Origin of the sequence: Paenibacillus sp. N3.4 (assembly GCF_008017805.1) — a bacterium.
GTDB lineage: Bacteria > Bacillota > Bacilli > Paenibacillales > NBRC-103111 > Paenibacillus_E.
The window spans coordinates 1-15,821 of sequence record NZ_VRTT01000025.1 but is presented as its reverse complement, the minus strand read 5'-3'; the positions used below and the strand labels follow the sequence as shown (position 1 = coordinate 15,821).

Sequence of the window (15,821 nt, the reverse complement as noted above, 5' to 3'; positions counted from 1 at the left end):
TCATTTACTTCTATCTTCTGACATTAAAGAAGCATTCCAGCCTAGCCAATTTTGAAAAGTATACACTAACAAATCCAATCCAACGGTGTCACCCTGTTTGCCCGGATATAATTGAAGAAACGAGCCGCATCCTGTTTCTACTAATGGCTCTCGTTGTTCATCTCCGGGATAGATACATATGACATTATGAACCGGTGTCCGTTCGTATTTTTTGATCCCCTTCTCCAACCTTACATACCGAAACATGAAGTATTTTGACATTTGCAGCATCGCTTCGGTGTAACCTATATCTGAATAAATATTCCAAATAGGACGATACTTAACTTCCAGTATGAAAGAAGAAAGAAATTCTGACGCACTAGATTCTGAAGGTTCGGTATATAAGTCAATGCGAATATCTGGTCTACGATTAGCCTCTGGACTAAAGAAGTGAGTTTGGTTCTCTAGCGCAATTTGTTCAACATGTTCTACCTGCTGGTCATACGTAATCACAATGATACTCGAGTCCTTTTTTAGCCTCACAGTAGTTCCTTCTTGTAAGCCTCCCAGGTAAAAACTTTTCTGTAATTGCTCTGTGATCGTATCCTGATGTGGTTCGTACCCAAGACAACGAAAGCTTTCTATGGTCTTAAAGAGAACATAGTATTCGTATAAAAGAGAGGTAGGTTTAATAACCGGTACAAGCAAATCTTTGGGTTCGTTACGGTTTACCTTATTCCACGAAGTTGAACCTTTCCAAATCTCATAAATAACACTATAAGCATGATGCTGACCGAGCAGTAATCGACGAGGCGCCTGGTCCTGTACATCTCTCCAAAATATAGAATGGATCGTTTTTCTTAACGTACCCTGATTAGTTTGGCACTGTTGCTCAAACTTTTGTAGTTCAGTAAGCTGCTTAGCTATTTTGATTAAATTCTGCTTATTCCCATAAATCATTTTAGATGTTTGATCTAAGTGATCCCTTGATACAACTTTACGTTGTCTCAACTCTTGAATATTCATTTCTTCCAGTTCAATTTTACTTTCTAGTCGATCATATTGTAAGGAAAGAATATCGTAATCTGTTTGGAGAGTAACGATTATTCGTCCCATAGTATCCAGTAACGACCGCACCCAGTGTTTAATTAGGCGATTCGCCTCCGAATCCGCGTGCAGCTCCATACGTCGGTTTAAAGTCTTAACTCCTTCATATCTAGCGCCATTACCCCATGCACTCCACCGAACGCTTTTTAATGTTTGTCTGCGTTCAATGGACTCAATCACATAGCTTTGCTTTAGCTCTACTTCGTAATTCAACTCAATTGCCTTCATCGCCTGAAGAAGCTGCTTCTCAACTCCTTTATACCAAGTGAAATACCTCCATGAAGCGTATTGTTCAAGTTCACCTGGATCTGCAACGGCTCGTTTCATTTTCAAATAATCCTGAACCAAGCCTTCCAAAGTCTGATTTAACGTAAAATGAATGGACTCCATCTGTTCTTCAGTAACATTTCTAGGTACAATCTCGAACGTTCCATAATAGGTAATTCCTTGATAGATAACTCGATACTGATACAAACCGCAGCGCCATGGGTATTCTTCAAAGCCACGAGTCAAAACGTGTTTTTTATAGTCCGAAGAAAGTATAATGGGTTGTTCCGTCGCTGTTTCGTTCCGATCGATTAAATGGTCCCAAAGAAAAATAACCTCGGCCTCTTCCTCACAAACAGTAAACTCAACACTAAGCTGCAGATTTTCTGTCATTTGAACAGGACTAACATGTGTCGGTTGCATGGTAAGGTTATCTAGGGGAATTCGTCTAACCGACGAGCCTTCCCCTTCCCATAAGGTTAAGAGAAAAGGCAAATCAGTTGGCATAACCATGTACCGTCAGCTCTTTCGCCTTTTTCTTTAGCAATTGAATCGATTGCTCAAAAGTAGAAATCTTCTGACTGGATGCAGATTGAAGAATACGGGTGAGATGGCCTTCCTGATAATCCTCTCCATGAAATAATCCTACAAGCCTCCCGATGGTTGCTTCCATCCCGGAGAGCTTGGATAAAACTCGCTGCTTAAATTGTATATCTAAAGCAGTTCCGCGGCTTATTGCCATTGAACCGTCAGCTAGAGCAGGAACATTGCTGACGTAATGTGCAATCGCACGTATCACCCGAAAAGAGATTCCCTGCCCGCTATCTGCCTGCTGCATCGTGCTATGAATTTGATCCATAAGTGAGATCTCGTCGTCAGTCAAATCAGAGATGTCCCCAGTTAAGCTGCGCATCCACCCCTCCCGGAAAACGGACTTAGAAGTCTGAGCAGTCATGTATGGTCTATGGGCTAGATGCTTCTGCATGTCGCGTACTTCTTTAAAGTTTAGTTTTCGTGGTGTAATGACATTTGCCCGGTCAAGAAGACGATGAGAAAATGCTTTGGTTGTTTCATCCAAATTCACCGTACCAACGAAAATGACATTATCTCCGATTTTCACTTCAGATGGATATGCATTCTTACACTGGATCTGTGAATGATACAGCTGAAGCACTCGCTTACTCTTCTCTAGTTCAAGTAAAGAAATAAACGGACTGAACCAGTGCTCCACCTGAGCCAAGTTCATCTCATCAAAAATAAGCATATACATTTGCTCAGGATTGGACTCAGCCTCCATCAATAGACTAACAAGTCCTGTTTCGCTCTCCTGATATACTTCAGTGGTTGGGTTCATGAAGCCCAATATATCTCCTGGTTCGTGGTACGATGGCGAAATGGGGAGTAATTTTAAATGAATACCGTATTCGAGACCGAGAGTCTCTCCATACAATAGCGCGAGTTGTGACTTCCCTGTTCCAGACATTCCCCCAATGATGGTCAGCATATTTGTTTTTAAGCTCAGATGTAAATTCACGAGGTCAGTTTGGTCAAAATATAGCCCCTTCGTAATGGCATTATCCAGTAAATTGCCCATAAAGGTAGATTCACTAGCTCCAGCCTTTACCTCTCCGATCTTTTCTTGTTTTTGGCTTCGTTCAATCACTTTTGAATCATTCTCTTTACCCTCTGTCTCCGATTTTCCCGTTAACAGCTGTTTCTTTTTTCTCTCAAGCCGTTTGTCTTTAGCTTCCTGCAATGAAAAACCATTGGCCATTATTTCTCTTAGCAGCTTATGATAATATCCGGAACCAACTACGTAAACTTGATCCGCTAGTCTAATCAGAACGTTATTAAAGAAATCATGCGAGACCTCCAAACAGCGGACCTCATCAGGATTTTGCAAATAGTATGTGCTAGGATTGCCTGACGTTTTCAGCTTAACCTTACTGTAAAGAACCTTATCGAGATAAATAAGAGAAGGATTTCGGAATAAATCGGGGTGGTGCGGCAAAACGAAAGGTCTACCTTGTTTCAATCGCTCATCAAAGTCCCCACCTTTTTCGTTCACGCCTAAAAGAGGACCTGAGATCATTTCGTATTTATCATCTAAGACTTGATCATCCATCTCTTCAATCTTTAGAATATCCAGAAAAAGATTCGTACTGCTTGCATACAGCGAGAAAAGCATAAGTTTGTTCTCCAAGCTTTGCTGTAACTTTTTCCTCTGATCTTCTAATTTTAAACGATCGAAATTGGGGACAAGCTGAGATCTTATTTTCTGTAAATTATTGGGGCTCCGCGTGCTGCCGCGAAAGATTTTGTTCTGGAATGCAAAATGTTGTGAAAGCTCGTCTGGTATATCCGACAAACATTTGATTTGAAATATAAGGAATTCCTGACTATCTTCTTTTACCGGTTCAAGCATAGAATAGGCTAATTCTTCTTGTGTCATTAGCCTTCCGACGAAAACCGCTTTCTTTAAACGTGCTTCTATATCACTCGTGAGTTCACGTGTTAATTTCATTGATAATGGCTCCTTCTAAATAATAGATGATTTGTCTAGTTACAGCCGCACTACTGCCGCTTACCGATTTGAATGGCCGTTCAAAAAGTTCTACGATCTCATCTAAGTAAAATTGCTCTTTCGATGTGAAACAATCGGAATGTATGAATATGTATTTCACGTCATCTTCGAGCTGACAATCCAGAAAGTCAGAAACATCTTGAATATGTATAATTTGACCTATTGGAAGCATACTCGCATATTCTTCCTGGTTAAAGCGTGTAACAAGTACAAATTCCGACTCTGTAACTAGGAGGGGTTCATCCATTACTTGTGCAGCAGCGACCTGCTCCCTAGCCCCTTGTTGCTGCCTAAGACATTCAATCTCATCTTGCAGCTCGGCAACTGATTTTTCATATTCATTGTCAGCTTCTGCTAACTTTTTCTCCATTTCGGTCATCTGTCTCTTTAGCGCCATTTCTACTTCTTCTCTCTCGGTGTTGTGCTTCTCGAGCTTTTTCAGCTTTTTCTCTTTTGCCTTGTCTTCCTTTTCCAGCTCACTCTTTTCTTTTAAAAGGTCCTCTATCATCTTCCAAATTACCTTTTGACTATCATGAAATGCCATCTGAAAAAAAGCTGCCTTTTCCCCTTCCGTCCATTTGTTGATTTCCTCCATTTTAGTGGAAGCAAGATAAGAGATTTCGCCGATTTCTACTGAACTTTTCTCTTGTACCCAATCTTTCACACTACCCTCTAGTTCCAGCTTCAGACCCAAACTTTCTTGAATAAGCAAACGATATGCTTCCTTTGCTGAAGAGTCCTCCCATGCTAATGCTTTTACTTGAAGCTGCCTCTTAGGGGCGAGCTTCTTCGTCCCCAAGTCCTCTAAAGGGTGCTTCTTCCCTTCTATGTTCTGTTGCATTGTGTTCTTATTCTCATTGAACATTTCAGGATATAATATACCGGTTATTGCAACGGCCTCAGCTGGTGTAACATGATCTCCAAGCCTAGATCTATGATAAAATTCTTCGAAATTTATTTTCTCCTCCTTCACCTTAGATACAGTCGGTTCAAACCATTTTTTCATCCAGATATATTTATTCATATTTTGCCTTAGTTTCTCAATCGTTTTCTTACGCAGCATAGCTAATGGAGCCTTCACTAGATTTTTCGCCGTAAAACCTTGGATTTGAGGCTGAATGATTGTTGCAATTTTACGTAGTTCATTTTCACTAAGCAGTTTATATATCATTTCTAGCCAAGAGTCTTGGTCTATTACCGTCTCTTTATTGCTCTTAACTTTTGCAGCCATATGGTGTCTCCTTTAGATTCATTTATTAGTCTATTACTACTATTAAATCATAGGAATGGGTCATCTCTTTGTCATGGAATGTATGTTCCCCGTGGAATTAAATCCCTTTCTTGTTAATTCGACAAAATGATCCTTTAGTCCTGTCCAGCAGCATATGATGTGAAATGAAAAAGACGACCGTAGTCGTCTCCTAGGTTTCATATGGATTAGACCGGATCGTCATACCCGGATTGCTAAGCGAGAGCATATATTGATGTTCTTCGAATAAATCGGACAATTGAGAGAAAAATTCCTGATCCAGTTCAATAGGATAAGCCTCCCCATCTTCAAAAAAACAAACAGGTACAGCCCCTTCTAATATAGGTGTCGCTGACGAGGTTCTAATATAGCCTTTATGTTTCCACATTTCTTCAACAATAGGATCAACATCTCTTCCTACAACCTCGTGATAAAAAGGAGTTATGATTAATACGTAGCCGTCTGTATGCTGATTGTCATCACCAACCAGTCTCTTCAAACAATTCCAAATAACGAAGGGACCTTTTTTTACTTTTTGGATCTTTGTTTATACAATGCTTCGACGGCAGACAAATAAATTTTCCTGATGTGTTCGTTGATTTCATCATCATCTTGCGAGTCCGATTGAGACAAGTCAAAGAGATAGGCCCAACCATTAGATTTCAGTATTACTTCAGTTAGTTCGATCGTTTGCATGTTAATTATCTCCCTTCTACCGTTCTTATTATCTTAGTATAAAAGATAAGCTTGACATCTAGTTGTCAGGAAACGTACGTTCCTTCTTCAACCTAAATTTATTAAACCTCAGACCGAGTCAGCCCCCCAATAGTGCATTTCTGCAAATTCTTCGTTCCATTCATCATGCATGCGAGCCGTCTTTAAGGTTGCATTCAATAGTTTGTTTTTATTCAGATCGTCACCCATTGTCCAAACATACTTTTTGTCAATTAAATTTCGTGCCAGTTCATATGTTTCGTCCATCGTTAGATTTAAGAAATATTTCATATCTGACACTGAAGTATCAGAATCAAAATATATATGTTTAATATCAAAGTCTTTTAATATGTAATTAATTACTTTACCTTCGAGTAATGTTAGGACACCAGTATTTATATTATCTATCACTAGCTTTTGTTCTCTATATATCATTGTTCAACACCTTTTCATATATTTCGGATTATTCTCCTCTTGATCAAGCCGATTCCTGTTCAGATTTCGAAATTGAGCTGTATGTTCTAATGGATGAGGGGTACCAGTTTTTCCAGGTTTCCAGATCTTGTCATCCCCCGCATTTCTGTCACATCTGCATATAGACTGCAGCTTCTCGCGATCTGTGATACCTGCATTTGCATGTCCGTCTGACAATAGCAGAACCCTGTTGATGCTCCCGTTTGATTTCTCCTCAACAACATACTGGATCCCCTTCAGCAATCCTCCGCTCAAATTGGTAGATCCACCTGTTTGGATGCTTTCAATTTTATGCTTCATCATATCCTTGTGAGTGACATGCTGAGGAGTAAAAACCGTTTCTACCTCATTATCAAAGGCAACTATACTGAGTATATCTTCTTTACTCATTTGATCCGTTATGAACTGACAAGCTCTCTTACTATACGCAAGCGGCGCACCTGACATGGATCCACTGCGGTCCATCACTACCGATACATTCATTGGTGCTCGCTCCGATTGAATACCAGCATTCCCTTTCATTTCGAGTAGCAAGAATGCTTTCTCCGTTCCTCCCGTTGGCCAAAACTCGTTATTCCAAGCGTGCGTGGTTTGAATGGGTGCGTTCATGTGTATCTTCCTCTCTTGTGGACTTCTGATTGTAGTGTAGCAAATGCGTTGGTCAACTCAGTGTCAGAGAAAGTTTGTTCGGTTAATATCTATGCATTGATTTTGCAACACAAAAACAGCGCCATTGATCGATAACAATCGACCTTTGCGCTGTTTCCATTACAACTCTTCAAACCTAGAACAGTTCCACCTGGCTCACCTTTTAAATCAGTATAAGCTATTAAGCAGTTCCGTTATACTATCACATATAACATATACTTTGTTGGAATCATGTTCAAAAAAACAACTTCATGATTGCCATCTTTTGAGTAATCAAAACAAAGATAATTCCCAAACGAATCAGAAGCGAAAGGCACCAATTTTTCTTGCTTCGTTCCGCGATTACTTTATATGCATCCAATAGCTCATTAAAAGGCTCAGATGTAATATCTAGTAATGCATTTAGTTCAAATCCCTTCTTATCTCCAATATCAAATGTTTGTGGAATAGGCGATCCACCATTACATTCAGATACGATAGCTTTATAATCAGTTGGCAGAACAATTTCCAAATCATGTTCAAGTTTAGTAATGACCGATTGATTCACTAGTTTAGCACTTATCCATTTAATATTAGCCATATCAGCCTTTCCCTTCCATCTTATCTATTTTCAGTTCCGCCAGCCCAAACATATTGTCCACCATAATGGCCAAACTTTTGATGTATGGATTCTGGAACTAATTGCATTTTACCCGGTTCAATATCATGATGCCAGACATAACCTTTTGGAGTGATTCCGTTCTCTATTCGTTCGAGTTGGTCGGGAGTGAATTTCCCAGCCAGTTCAGGATCCTTTTGAATGGCATCTTTTAACTGCTGAATACATTCCTTTTTCTGTTCTACGTTGGATGCATCTAATTTATCATCGGGTAATTGTGCATCAAATATAGAGGTAGGGCTGAAATCAGGATATCCTTGTTTATACTCAATCCCATCAATCCCATTTTTCTTTAATGCCTCTTGTACTATGGGATCATCGGGGATAAATTTAGAATCACCTCTATCTCCAGTCCATGATCCATTGTTAATTGGTGTTTGATCTATACGCTCTTTATAAGTAGCAACAGGATCTTTTTCAATGTCTGATCCTGATTCAATGTCTGGCTGATTCGTATAGTCAACATCGTTATTTAGCGGGCTATTTGCCTTCTCCATGCTGTCTGTCTCAGGTTTTAAGTCCTTTGCAAACTCAGGCAGCATATCTTTTATTTTAGAACTCAATTCTTTGGATACATCCACAAGTTTAACAAGGGTCTCTATCATTTACCCCACCTTTCATATAATCAACCCAATTATAATAAAAGGATTCGACTTCTTTATCACCTTTCGTCTGCTCGGATAGCAAACATTGCAAGACAGCATTTCGAAACAATGGTTCGAGTTGCCTGATACTTTCATCCATATTTAATAACATAGACTGATTCCATTCTGCAAAATCGGTCGCAGCTATTGCTTTTCTGAAACTATTTTCTTGAAAAACCATTCTGTTAATAAGCGTGGCAGCTTCAGTAAACCTGATTACTTTTCCCTCGTTGATAAGTTCTAGTAACTCAGCCTTTATTCCCGTGGCAAATGAAGAAGCTATTATTTTCCCCTTCAGATCATCCACATTATAATCAATACGCTCACCTAAGTGATCCTTTAGAAGAAATTTAATAATATCTTTTTTTCTACCTAGCTCTCCATGCTCGATGTGATTAACTGAAGGTGACATATAATTGACTTGCGATGTGTCTTGTTTATCTATTTTACATAATACGGGATATAACCAACCATTTTGATAAATAGCCGCAACACCTGTTTGCAATTTGGTTAGTTCTACGATTTGTTCATCATTCAAACTTGCGGAACGTCCCACTAATTCTCGATCAGACACGTCAGGCAACCTCAAAATAATTTTGGTGTTCGTATTACGAATGACAGCAATATCAAGTAAGCCAGGTGATTGATCCGCAATAATAAAGCCCTCGCCATACGTTCTCATCTCGGCAATTGCATTGGTTAGCATTTCGACAGATTTCCCGATAAGATTAGCTGATTCTGTTGCTTGTTCGGTAGAAGTACGTTTCAGCAGATTATGAGCTTCTTCTAAAACAGTTACATGCCTTAATGGGACATTCATACCTCCTTGTGACATTCGATGTTCCTGTAGGCGCATGATCAGGATCCCCATGATTAAGGATTTTGTTTCCATCGAACCAATCCTGCTTAAATCAACAATCGTATTACTGTCAAATAAAATATGGTTCTCCACTTCATCACTACTAAAGAGCTTTCCGTTTAGCCCATTGGTTAAAGACTTAATGCGTGTAAATAACGCGCCTTTATAATTACTTTTCACCTCATCCGAGTAAGCTGAGTTCGATATGACACGGTTAAGATCGAATAAGACATCTTCGAAGGTTGGGAACAATTGATCATTATGCTTATTTAGTGACGTTTCTAAATCCCATCCTGACGACATATAGGATGCTTCAATGGCTTCTTTTAACACAGCAGGCATTGCGGCATACATTGGCCAACAAACATTAAATATCTCAATAAGTCGATCGATGTGTTCTAGGACATGAATGCCGATGGGAAACTTAAACGGATTGATTTTGAGTAAAGGCGATACCGCTGGATTAGTGCCAAATACATGGACATCGCTTCTATTCCCAAAAACATGCTTGTATTCCCCCTTGGCAGGCTCGATAACTAGGAAGGTGACATTACGCTCATTAATCTCTGTAAGAAGCTTATAGACCAAATTGGACTTACCTGAACCTGTAGAACCTGTAATAAACGTGTGAGAAGCAAGACTCTGTAAATCAAGGTTTACATCGAGAGTCTCTTCTTTTCCCATATGATAGATTTTCCCCAGAGAAATATTCCTGTCAGAATCACTTTGTTGAGATAAAATCTCCCTACCAAATGCTGCATATTCAATTACAGCTAATCCAGGGATACTTTTTTGTGGGAAACCAGCTTGAATGGTTAATTCATTCCCACTCAATAGTGATGTGGGTGTTACGTAAGGAAGTTCATTCTTGTTATTCTCATTTATATCAATCAAAGGATGATGCATTTTTTTCAAGTAGGATGTTACCACTGATAGTTTATCCTTATCAGACCAAGTATTAACAGCAGCATTTTCAATCGAAGAATTTTCGCCGCGCATCAACGATTGATAGGTACTCGCTACTACCTTGGATGTTTGAATATCATCCGCAATTACGTAGGCAGAACAGTTCCACATACCCAAATCACTACATTCATTTAAACGATCTAATTGCTCATCAACTTTGCCCAATAGATTCTTAACAGATTTATTTTCAAATTTAATTTGAAGACTTCGTGAACGTCCTTCTGTAGTAGTTGAAGAAGTGCTTTTCTGATCAGATTTAGTGTCCACAACTCCTGAAGTTTTAGCCTCAGAATCCGTATTATTCCATGTTTCCGAACCACCCTCTGTTCTTGATTTGTTAGTCGTACTGCCTGCATTTACTACTATTAGAGATAAACCACCATTCTTTGATGACGACTTCGTATTACTGTAATTTTTTGCAGATCCTTGAGAGTAACTTTGCGTTTTGGATAAATTCTCACTGATACTCTTCGACAATCCCGTCGTAATCGAGTCAGTTATAGCATCACTTTCATTTGCACTAAAATTCAACTCCGTGGAAGCAAATGGAACGAGCTGTGAATACAAATTTTCATAACCACTTCTTATTTGTTCTATTTGCACCTGAGAAACGGGATCAGCTATCAACATAACCGTATACTTCTCACCACGCATGGCGTCTATCAGCTTTTCTATTCCCTGCACGAAGCCTGTCTTCTCCGAATCGTATAACGAAGTCCTGAAGCTTGAAATGCCCGAGATGGCAGAGATAGATTTAGTGCTATTCTCATATTCAGTCTTAAATACATTATTTACCACGAGTTCAAGTTCATTATTTCTTAGTAATGTAAGATTACTGCCTGGAAAATTTCCTTTAAGAGCTTTCGCTAATACCGATTGGCAGGCCGAAACTGAACTTTCATCCGACTTCGTACCAAGGTAGAAACTTACACTGTTCCCATCGCTTTTTATTACCATTACGATAGAGCCGCCGCATCCCGCTATCGCATTATACACGCTTGAAAGCTTGTCCAAATTATTCTCTTCTTTATCATAGACTATGCTTTCTATCTTGAAAAACCGAGAAAAGCTGCTCACATTTTTATTTTGAAGTTCAGTTGATATTGGCACTACTTGATAGTTAGATATATTCGAAATGTACTTCTTCATTAAGAGATTATCAGCTTGTTCAAAAGCTGTATCTAGACTGCTTTGTTCTCTTACATCGAGTTCATTCAAGAAAACGACCTCCTCGTTTATTCACAATAGAATTTTTGAGCGTACTTTCATACAAGTGTTTATTTTTATTCCTATCTATCACTTTCTTCTGTTCGCGTATATTCGTAGGATTATCACTATAATCGCTATCGTAATCGTCACAGTGGCGATCACTTTTATCCCGACTGCCCATACCACTAGAATTATCAAGGCTATTCCTACCATTAAGGCAATCGGGCGTGCTTTTTTTGATCGGATACCCCGAGGAGAGCTCTTCGCATAAGTTACACGAGTCGGCGCCCTGTGAGTTTCAGGTGTTGTATTTCTTTGATTTCGAGAAGTGGAAGCGAGAGTCCGAGTAATGACTTCCTTGTTTTCCTTGTTTTCCTTGTCTTCCTTTTTACCATAAAGATATTGACTTACTGTTTTCAAATGATCAATTCTCTTATGCGAAAAGTTATCCAGTAAAGAGGATACGATCAAAGCCCAATATGCATCATTCCAATATGCATCATTATAGGTGATTTGCCGTTCTTCATGCTCTTTGAACAAGCCAGGAATCGATTGTGATTCGATGTATTCTAGGGTCCTCATAAATTTACCGGTCGAAAACGAAGGATCTTCATGTGCAATTACAGAAAACTCATTATAAATTCGTATAAGGTTTTTATTTTTTACAGCATCGGCTAAATAGTCATTTGGCTTAAACAAAATTTTTCCCCCTAAACGTCCAGAATCTGATTGAGCTTGTCTGAGAAGTCATCCAGCCATACTTTTTTGTAGTGGTTTTCACTGATCTTCTGCTCTAGAAGCTGTTGATTTCCGCTTAACTCCTGCAATTCTAAAACCTTTTTCTTCAGTGTCATATCAAGCTTGTCAAGCTCCTTCAAAAAGAAATTCTTGAATTTCTCAGCTTCCTCTTGAGTTTTCACTTTAGCTTCTTCAAGAATTTCATTGAAATCCCCTGTAATAGGTCTTACAAATTCAGTATATAGTATCTCCTGATCAACGAAATCACGACTCTCATACACATTACGAGTTATCTTTCCAGGTTGCCAAAATTTAAGCTTACCAAAAAATCCCTTTTTCTTAGGGTTATCTACTTCTTTCTCGCCAGTCTTAATCTCCTCAGAAAACTCATATTTTTTTATGAGTTCCTTAGCATCTGGAACTGTTCCTGCTAAATACGTAATCGATTGATCTGTCTGGAAGCGGCCCGTATGAATTGCCTCATCTTCTATTAAACTTTGAATATAATGTTCATATTCTTTAATAAGTTGCGTTGCATTATCAACAATAATTTCATCCACTAGCTTTTCCAAATCTGTTTTTACATCGCTTTGTAAATACTCAATATCTCTAACCAATTTATTCATAAACTGCTCGGCTTCCATTATTGTCATCTTGTGATTAAAGGAGCCTGTGATCTTCATCGTATTTGTTATCTTAGCTCTAATGGTCCCAACCTGATTGTTCGCTTCACTAACCATATCCAACTTTCTGATTTTATCCCTGAATACACTTGCCAATTTCCCATCATTCAATTGCTTTTCGACCTTTTTAAGCCGCTCATTCAGTTCTTCTCTTGCCTGATTATTTTCCTTCAACTCATCCATAAGATGACTATACAGCTTTTTTTCTTCTACTTTTTTACGAAAAGTATCCACTGCTGTTTTTACTTTAGCAGTAATAGCATACTTATCGAGGTACTCATTAATCGCTATCTCCACTGCAGGCAAGCCTGTATGAACAAGAGCCTCTGCGTACGGATCCTCATTAGACTTGGCTGTTTGGATTATTTCATCAAGTAGGTCCTTATTTTTTTGAGTCAAGGGGGCATACGCAGACAAGTGCATCTGTTCAATTTCATTAAACAAATGATAACTATTCATCATTACACGTTGTTTGGTGGTCATACTAGCACCGTTTTGATTCAGTCTAATAACTTTTGCCATTTCAGCGGAAATAGGATAAATATTAGGATTTTCAATCCCATGTTTTCCGAGGTAATCCTTGACATTTTGCAATGCTCCGCTAAGAGATTCACTTTCTGTATCAAATGTATCAATTTTATTTACAGCAAATATGAATCTGTCCTTCGACTGCTTGCCCCCTACTCTCATGGCCTTTGCAACAGATTTAAGTAAGGCATTATCATCATTTGTAGCAAGCTGAGTAGCATTTAGCACATACAGTACCATAGGCATCGCTTTTTCTTTAATTATTCTGTAGGTATGTTCTCGATGCTCTTCCGACCTTGAGTTATTAGGTCCTGGGGTATCAAGCAGTACAAGTTCAACACTTTTGGAGGTTATAAAAGGAATATCACCTTCAATATCAATATAAGAAACTTCTGGATTATTGTTAAGCTGCTGCATAGTTTCCAAATCCACTTCTTCATATTGGCATACAACAGCATTGTGTGCATTCCTGCATATTGCAGAGAACGAGGACTGTCCATCGACATCTTTAATTCGTGCAATCGTAGCGGTACAAGCTTCGTTCTTGGCTGGCATTAACTCACTTCTAAGCATAGCGTTAATCAATGTCGATTTACCTGAACTCATGGTTGCTATAACACTTACTTCAAATTCAGAGCTCAAGGCCTTATAGAAATTCTCTTTAATTTGTTCATCCCTTAAATCTTCAAAAGGGCATTCACTCTGCATATACTCAAATAGCTCCGAGAGCTCTTTAAATCTGGCTGTTGAAGCTTGTGACTCTATATGTTCGACACTCACCTTGATAGAGGGGTTTTTCATACTATACTCATGAATTTGCTCCAACAGGTCATCATAATCCAACAAGGTGCCATGAAAGGTTATGTCCAACTCGTCGTCATTACACTCATCGACCAATATTGGTAATAAATTCTCAAGCCACAGTTGGAACCTTTCATTACGATAGTTATATAATTTACTCATTGCAGTAACTTCTTGATTATTTATAGTCATGAACGATTCGACCGTAAAGGGATTGTACTTGATAAAAAACTTCGCCATCTTAATCCTCCTCGGAATTGTGTTAATAATTCATAATTAAATTATCTACGTATTGTTCAATTAACGGGATGTTCGTGCCCCTAAGAGCGCTTAATAATTGCTCCGAAGAGTACTGGTTTCCATTTATAAGAAAAAGTGAATGGTTTTCAATCACCAATTTATCGGCCTGATCGTTGATTAATGGGGATTGTGTCAAATCATCCGTACTTTTACTAAACTGAGAGACCAATCTTTCAAAGTCCCAAGCTTCTTTTTTGGTAAATATCACCCCCTTTAACGCCAATTTAAATAATTTTGCTGCATAGGCAGAGGTAGGTATGATACTGGGGCTATTAAATCCAATTTCCTCCAGATCACTTGATAACTGGTTCATGGTTTCATGGAGGTTGTCATTCCCTTCTACATCAAATTCATCCACTTTATTTAACACGAACAAAACAGCCGTCTCTGGATTATCATTGATTATTCTGCGTAACTTTTCCAAGAGAATCTTGTCATCATTCGTAGCAATGTTGCAGGCGTTGAACAAATAAATAATAAGGTTGAATCCTCCATTTTCCATCAATCGATAAGTAATATTGCTATGCGATGTATCCTGTGAAAAATTAGTGCCAGGAGTATCATAAAGTACAATTGAAGTTTTACTACTTCTAATTCCAGTTACATGACATTCAAGTTCAATCGATTCTACTTCGGGATCTTCATTCCAATTGAGCAGTCCTTCTTTAGTCACCACACCCGCATATTCCGTTTTAGTATTTTTCATATTACAACGACCGATAGGATGGTGTATGAATTGGTTGCTAGTAATCGATGTGTATTTTGAAGTACACGCCTGATTTTTTGATGGAAATATATTATCGCCAACTAAAGAATTAATAAATGTAGATTTACCAGCACTCATGGTTGCGACAACTGGAACATGAAACTTTCTGTAGCTATTCATTAACAGATTATTATGCAATCGTTTATGTAAAAAACTAATCTCATTGTGCAATCTCGAATGTTGAATAGACAATAGTAATGCCTCAGAAGCCTTACTGTCCTTGGTATAAATACTTATACAGTACTTAGAAAGCAGTTCGGCCCGTTTATTACTAATTCTTAGTTTCTTGGCACTACTAATAATTTGTTCAACTTCCAAAGAGCCTTCATGCATATATAAGCGCAGCAGTATCTCATCAACAAAAAGCGAATACTTATAATTACCTCTAGTAAATTGCAAAAATCCAGTTCGGTACCAATGGTTTTTTGTGGATAGTTTCAACTTGGATCTATAAATCTTAATGTCTTGAATACTTGTTTTTATTAGATTTGCATCTTCCTTCGTAATCTGAAAAGACATGAAGTACATTTTAAAATACTCATCTATAATAGATAATTTGTTATTCGATTCTAATAAACATTTGTATAATACGGCCAAATATCCACTTCTAATTTCATAGCTGACACTTCTCACAGGATACATCGCAT

At 38.4% G+C, this 15,821-nt stretch carries 13 protein-coding genes and 1 pseudogene; all 14 read right to left on the bottom strand.

The annotated features are described in order from the left end of the window. A complete protein-coding gene (locus FU659_RS14655; protein ID WP_147948271.1) occupies positions 1–1,866 on the bottom strand; it encodes a hypothetical protein in 1,866 nt (621 codons plus the stop codon). Further along, a complete protein-coding gene (locus FU659_RS14650; RefSeq protein ID WP_147948270.1) occupies positions 1,850–3,877 on the bottom strand; it encodes an McrB family protein in 2,028 nt (675 codons plus the stop codon). The genes FU659_RS14655 and FU659_RS14650 overlap by 17 nt, the downstream gene beginning before the upstream one ends. Further along, positions 3,861–5,168, bottom strand: coding sequence for a hypothetical protein (locus tag FU659_RS14645; RefSeq protein ID WP_147948269.1), 1,308 nt, complete (start codon positions 5,166–5,168; stop codon positions 3,861–3,863). The genes FU659_RS14650 and FU659_RS14645 overlap by 17 nt, the downstream gene beginning before the upstream one ends. A 190-nt stretch (positions 5,169–5,358) precedes the next feature. After that, positions 5,359–5,685, bottom strand: coding sequence for a hypothetical protein (locus FU659_RS14640; RefSeq protein ID WP_147948268.1), 327 nt, complete (start codon positions 5,683–5,685; stop codon positions 5,359–5,361). 29 nt (positions 5,686–5,714) lie between these two features. Continuing rightward, the gene (locus tag FU659_RS35480) at positions 5,715–5,882 is read right to left on the bottom strand and encodes a hypothetical protein (RefSeq protein ID WP_187274156.1); all 168 of its coding nucleotides are present in this window, start codon (positions 5,880–5,882) and stop codon (positions 5,715–5,717) included. A gap of 108 nt (positions 5,883–5,990) precedes the next feature. After that, positions 5,991–6,335: a hypothetical protein gene (locus FU659_RS14635; protein ID WP_147948267.1), complete on the bottom strand. Its 345-nt coding sequence runs from the start codon at positions 6,333–6,335 to the stop codon at positions 5,991–5,993. A 3-nt stretch (positions 6,336–6,338) separates the two neighbouring features. Then, positions 6,339–6,983, bottom strand: coding sequence for a vWA domain-containing protein (locus FU659_RS14630; RefSeq protein WP_147948266.1), 645 nt, complete (start codon positions 6,981–6,983; stop codon positions 6,339–6,341). Positions 6,984–7,216: 233 nt separating this feature from the next. Beyond that, positions 7,217–7,339: an SMI1/KNR4 family protein gene (locus FU659_RS38840; protein WP_397355756.1), complete on the bottom strand. Its 123-nt coding sequence runs from the start codon at positions 7,337–7,339 to the stop codon at positions 7,217–7,219. Positions 7,340–7,398: 59 nt separating this feature from the next. Continuing rightward, positions 7,399–7,602, bottom strand: a pseudogene (locus FU659_RS38835) (SMI1/KNR4 family protein); the annotation flags it as partial. A gap of 20 nt (positions 7,603–7,622) precedes the next feature. Continuing rightward, positions 7,623–8,285 (bottom strand): HNH endonuclease, encoded by a 663-nt coding sequence (locus tag FU659_RS14615; RefSeq protein ID WP_147948263.1) that lies wholly within the window; start codon positions 8,283–8,285, stop codon positions 7,623–7,625. Beyond that, a complete protein-coding gene (locus FU659_RS14610) occupies positions 8,266–11,367 on the bottom strand; it encodes an ATP-binding protein (RefSeq protein WP_147948262.1) in 3,102 nt (1,033 codons plus the stop codon). Before FU659_RS14610 ends, FU659_RS14615 begins: the two co-directional genes overlap by 20 nt. A 78-nt stretch (positions 11,368–11,445) precedes the next feature. Then, the gene (locus FU659_RS14605; protein ID WP_147948261.1) at positions 11,446–12,057 is read right to left on the bottom strand and encodes a hypothetical protein; all 612 of its coding nucleotides are present in this window, start codon (positions 12,055–12,057) and stop codon (positions 11,446–11,448) included. 11 nt (positions 12,058–12,068) lie between these two features. Then, positions 12,069–14,348, bottom strand: a complete 2,280-nt coding sequence (locus tag FU659_RS14600; RefSeq protein ID WP_147948260.1) for a dynamin family protein — start codon at positions 14,346–14,348, stop codon at positions 12,069–12,071. A 22-nt stretch (positions 14,349–14,370) separates the two neighbouring features. Continuing rightward, positions 14,371–15,821: dynamin family protein (locus FU659_RS14595; protein ID WP_147948259.1), on the bottom strand; the 1,451-nt coding region annotated here is incomplete at its 5' end.

Bases quoted from the DNA above. Each gene is read 5' to 3' on its own strand.
- FU659_RS14645 (WP_147948269.1), bottom strand. From the start codon at position 5,168: ATGGCTGCAAAAGTTAAGAGCAATAAAGAGACGGTAATAGACCAAGAC.
- FU659_RS35480 (WP_187274156.1), bottom strand. From the start codon at position 5,882: ATGCAAACGATCGAACTAACTGAAGTAATACTGAAATCTAATGGTTGG.
- FU659_RS14615 (WP_147948263.1), bottom strand. From the start codon at position 8,285: ATGATAGAGACCCTTGTTAAACTTGTGGATGTATCCAAAGAATTGAGT.
- FU659_RS14655 (WP_147948271.1), bottom strand. From the start codon at position 1,866: ATGGTTATGCCAACTGATTTGCCTTTTCTCTTAACCTTATGGGAAGGG.
- FU659_RS14635 (WP_147948267.1), bottom strand. From the start codon at position 6,335: ATGATATATAGAGAACAAAAGCTAGTGATAGATAATATAAATACTGGT.
- FU659_RS14630 (WP_147948266.1), bottom strand. From the start codon at position 6,983: ATGAACGCACCCATTCAAACCACGCACGCTTGGAATAACGAGTTTTGG.
- FU659_RS14650 (WP_147948270.1), bottom strand. From the start codon at position 3,877: ATGAAATTAACACGTGAACTCACGAGTGATATAGAAGCACGTTTAAAG.
- FU659_RS14600 (WP_147948260.1), bottom strand. From the start codon at position 14,348: ATGGCGAAGTTTTTTATCAAGTACAATCCCTTTACGGTCGAATCGTTC.